A 2,261-nucleotide genomic window follows, 5' to 3' on the forward strand; every position below is an offset into this window, starting at 1 on the left:
GCCGCGGCAGCGGCTCGGCCTGTGCCTGCCAGGCCTGCAGCAGCGCCGCGCGCAGGGCGGGCGCTAGGGTCGCGGCCGCCGGGCGCTGCAGCAACGCCTCCAGGCCGGAGTGGACGGTGTGGTTCAAGGACGGACGCAGTCGACGAAACGGTGCCGCCTACACTAACGCGCTTGTGCGCGTTCTCACAATTGCGCCGGCCGCACGGCGGGGGCGCCCCGCGGATACGCACCGCCGCGTCACTGTGACCCGGTTGCGACTTGCAGCGGTTTTACCGGAATTTCACAACCGCCCCAATCCCCGCGCCTATGCTCGAACGCGATGGCGACCCGCTGCTGTCTGCATGCGCCGCTGCCGTCGTCCCTAGACCGACTCGAAGAGGAAACGCACATGAAGAAGTGGAACAAGCCTGTGATCCGCGAAATCTGCGTCGGCGCGGAAATAAACTGCTACGCCTCCGGCGAGCTCTGACCCGCGCACTCCTCCCTTCCCGCGACCGAAGCGCGACCGGCCAGGCGCTAAAAACGGAGACCGGATGCACCTCATCGTTTTGGGATCGGCGGCAGGCGGAGGGCATCCGCAGTGGAACTGCCACACGCCCGCGAGCCAACGCGCGTGGCAGCAACACCCGGGTGCCCAACGCCGTACCCAGGCCAGCATCGCGGTCAGCGTCGATGGCCAGCGCTGGCTGCTGATCAACGCCTCACCCGATTTCCGCCAGCAGGTGCTGGCCACCCCCGCACTATGGCCGCAGCGCGACCAGCGCCATTCGCCGATCGAGGCGGTGCTGCTGACCAGCGGCGAGATCGACCATATCGCCGGGCTGCTGTCGATGCGCGAGAGCCAGCGCTTCGACCTGTACGCGAGTAGCCGCGTGCTCGACCTGCTGGCGCAGAACCCGGTGTTCGACGCGCTGCACCCGGCTTACGTGCACCGCCATCCGTTCGCCCTGGACACACCGCTGTCGCTGCTCGGCCTGCAGGTCACACCATTCGCGGTGCCGGGCAAGGTGCCGCTGTTCATGGAATCCCGCCACAGCGGCGACCTGGCCGGCTCGGCCGAAGAGACGCTGGGCCTGACCATCGACGACGGTACGCACCGCCTGCACTACATCCCCGGCTGCGCGGCGCTGACCGACGCCCTGCGCGAGCGCCTGCGCGGCGCCGAACTGGTGTTCTTCGACGGCACCCTGTGGCGCGACGACGAGCTGGTGCAGCTCGGCATCAGCGCCAAGACCGGCCAGCGCATGGGCCACATGAGCATCGACGGCGAGGCCGGCACCCTGCATGCCTTCGCCGACCTGGGCGTGGCACGCAAGGTCTTCATCCACATCAACACCACCAACCCGATCCTCGACGCCGGCTCCGCCGAGCGCGCCACCGTCGCCGCGCACGGCTGGGACGTGGCCCACGACGGCATGGAGATCGCGCTGTGACCCGCCTTCCCGCATCACCTGCGAGACCAAGCCCGTGAGCGCATTGCTGAGCCCCGATCAACTGGAAGCCGCGCTGCGCGCGATCGGCGCGCGGCTGTACCACGACCAGCACCCCTTCCACGCCCTGCTGCACAGCGGGCGCCTGAACCGCGGCCAGGTCCAGGCCTGGGCGCTGAACCGCTACGAGTACCAGCGCTGCATCCCGCTCAAGGACGCGGCGATCCTGGCGCGGATGGACGACCCGGCACTGCGCCGGATCTGGCGCCAGCGCATCGTCGACCACGACGGCAGCGCCGATGGCGAAGGCGGCATCGCCCGCTGGCTGCACCTGACCGACGCGCTCGGGCTGGACCGCGACCTGGTGCAGTCCGGCCGCGGCCTGCTGCCCGGCACCCGCTTCGCGGTGCAGGCCTACCTGCACTTCGTGCGCGAAAAGAGCCTGCTGGAGGCCATCGCCTCGTCGCTGACCGAATTGTTCGCCCCGGGCATCATCGGCCACCGCGTCGCCGGCATGCTGCAGCACTACGACTTCGTCTCGCGCGAGGCGCTGGCGTATTTCGAGCATCGCCTGCACGAGGCGCCGCGCGATTCGGACTTCGCCCTGGACTACGTCAAACGCCACGCCGACACCGTGGAGAAGCAGCACCTGGTGCAGGACGCGCTGCGCTTCAAGTGCGGGGTGCTGTGGTCGCAACTGGATGCGCTGCACTTCGCCTACGTGCAACCGGGCGTGGCCTGGCCGGACGCGTTCGTGCCGGACGCCGCGCAGGCCGCGGCATGAGCACGCTGGACGCCAGCAGCCAGCCGCGGCTCGCCGCCGGCGTGCGC

Annotated in this window: 3 protein-coding genes; all 3 read left to right on the forward strand. The window is 69.8% G+C overall.

Features of this window, described 5'->3' with window-relative positions; all coding sequences use genetic code 11:
- Window positions 1-319: 319 nt before the first annotated feature.
- The 3 genes from pqqA (at window position 320) to pqqC (ending at window position 2,214) form a co-directional block, all read left to right on the forward strand.
- Window positions 320-469, forward strand: coding sequence for a pyrroloquinoline quinone precursor peptide PqqA (pqqA, locus tag D183_RS27760; protein WP_017908831.1), 150 nt, complete (start codon window positions 320-322; stop codon window positions 467-469).
- Window positions 470-533: 64 nt separating this feature from the next.
- A complete protein-coding gene (pqqB, locus tag D183_RS0109770) occupies window positions 534-1,433 on the forward strand; it encodes a pyrroloquinoline quinone biosynthesis protein PqqB (RefSeq protein WP_026143663.1) in 900 nt (299 codons plus the stop codon).
- A gap of 34 nt (window positions 1,434-1,467) precedes the next feature.
- Complete coding sequence (pqqC, locus tag D183_RS0109775; RefSeq protein WP_017913662.1) at window positions 1,468-2,214, forward strand: pyrroloquinoline-quinone synthase PqqC; 747 nt, start codon at window positions 1,468-1,470, stop codon at window positions 2,212-2,214.
- The last annotated feature ends 47 nt before the right edge of the window (window positions 2,215-2,261 follow it).

This window comes from Xanthomonas sp. SHU 199, assembly GCF_000364665.1.
In the GTDB taxonomy this organism is placed as follows: Bacteria; Pseudomonadota; Gammaproteobacteria; order Xanthomonadales; family Xanthomonadaceae; genus Xanthomonas_A; species Xanthomonas_A sontii.

What these genes read in the sequence shown, in the direction of transcription:
- pqqB (WP_026143663.1), top strand. Translation starts at nt 534, where the DNA reads ATGCACCTCATCGTTTTGGGATCGGCGGCAGGCGGAGGGCATCCGCAG.
- pqqA (WP_017908831.1), top strand. Translation starts at nt 320, where the DNA reads ATGGCGACCCGCTGCTGTCTGCATGCGCCGCTGCCGTCGTCCCTAGAC.